At 63.4% G+C, this 1,656-nt stretch carries 1 protein-coding gene and 1 pseudogene; both read left to right on the top strand.

The features are described 5' to 3' along the window. Nucleotides 1–146: 146 nt before the first annotated feature. Entirely contained in the window at nt 147–740 is a 594-nt protein-coding gene (locus EN935_RS34975; protein ID WP_127265375.1) for a hypothetical protein, read from the top strand. A 69-nt stretch (nt 741–809) separates the two neighbouring features. Then, nucleotides 810–1,656 (top strand): annotated as a pseudogene (locus EN935_RS34980) (hypothetical protein); the annotation flags it as partial.

Below are 1,656 nucleotides of genomic sequence, written 5' to 3' on the forward strand. Positions count from 1 at the left end.
CCTTTCGGCCAGCTTGGCGAAGCCGACCCCTTCGGCAGCCCTGTCCGCAAGCGGCGATAGCTGCACCAGAAAATGCCCAACCACGCGGCCTTTTCGCCGTGGAAGCGACGATTCCCCGATCAACCCCGCTGACGGAGGCCTGACCCATGGCCATCACCCCGCTCGATATCGCCAACATGGCGCTCGCCGTGCTCGACGAGGCGCCGATCGACAGTCTCGATCAGGACGTCAAGGCGGCACGGCTCTTGAACCTGCATTTTGATCTCACCCGGGAAGCTGAACTGACCAAATATGCCTGGGTGTTCGCGATCCTGCGCGCCACGGTAGTGGGCGCGGATACCGGCGGTGACAACTGCACCTTGAACTTCGCGTACGAACTGCCGGCCGACTGCCTGCGACCGCTGCCGCTGACCCATAATGGCGAACCGGACGGCGTGCCGATCTCCTGGCGGCAAGAGGCGGGGCTGATCTATTCCGACCGGTCCGGCCCGCTGACCATCTGCTACGTCGCCAACCTCACCGACCCCAACGATTGGGACGCGCTGTTCACCGAGGTGCTGGTGGCCGCCCTTGCCATCAAGGTGGCGCATCCGCTGACGCACAAGTCGGGCATGATCGACATTGCCCGCTCGGCCTATGACCGGGCGCTGGACGCGGCGCTGACCGCCAACGCCATCCAGCGCGGCGGCCGGCTTTACACCGCCTCCTGGGCCAGCCAGCGCGGCGACTCCCGTTTTTGATTTTGCGCATGTCGTTGGCCCAAAACTGCCTCACGCTTTTGGGCGACATGCTTTGAGGGCTTTTCGCTGATGACAACGCTCTATCCGGTCCAGGACGTCTTCACCCGCGGCGAAATCTCGCCGCGCTTGCATGCGCGCGCCTCGCTCGACTTCTATCGGGCGGCGCTGTCGAAGTGCGAGAACTTCGTCACCCTGCCGCATGGCGGCATCCGCAAGCGCGGCGGCACCTACTTCGCCGGCGAGGTGAAGATTTCGGCGAAGAAGACGCGGCTGATCCCGTTCATCTTCTCGGCCGACCAGGCCTATGCGCTCGAATTCGGCGACCAGTATATCCGGGTCTATGCCTATGGCGCGCGCGTCGGCACGGTGGAAGTTGCCTCGCCCTATCTCGAGGCGGATCTGTTCGAACTCGCCTATGTGCAGTCGGCCGACCAGATGTGGATCATCCACCGGGATTATCCGCCGAAGGTTTTGACACGCACCGCGCACACGGCGTGGGCGCTCGCCGATTACGAGATCGCCGACGGCCCCTATGATCCGATCAATGACACCGCGACAACGCTGACGCCCGCCAGCTACGGTTCGTTTGTTCCGAAGATGAGCAGCCTGACCGTCCCAAGCGGCACGGTGTCCAGCTTGAATGCGACGGGCGATGCCTGGCAGTTGTTCGACAAAGACAGCAAGACGATGAGCGTGCTCACCGGGGGAACCGGGGCATGGGTTCAGTACCGGCTGGCAAGTTCCGAGCAAAAAGTGTGCAATGCCTACTGGATCCAAGCACCGGGTGCGGCCGGTCGAGCAGAGGACATGCCGACCCAGTGGGAAGTGCAGGGCTCGAACGACGGCTCCACTTGGGTTACGATCGACTCGCGGCAAGGCCAGACAGGATGGAGTGCTTCCGAACGCCGGTATTTCG

The sequence above is a fragment of the Mesorhizobium sp. M7D.F.Ca.US.004.03.1.1 genome, assembly GCF_003998635.1.
Lineage (GTDB): Bacteria > Pseudomonadota > Alphaproteobacteria > Rhizobiales > Rhizobiaceae > Mesorhizobium > Mesorhizobium loti.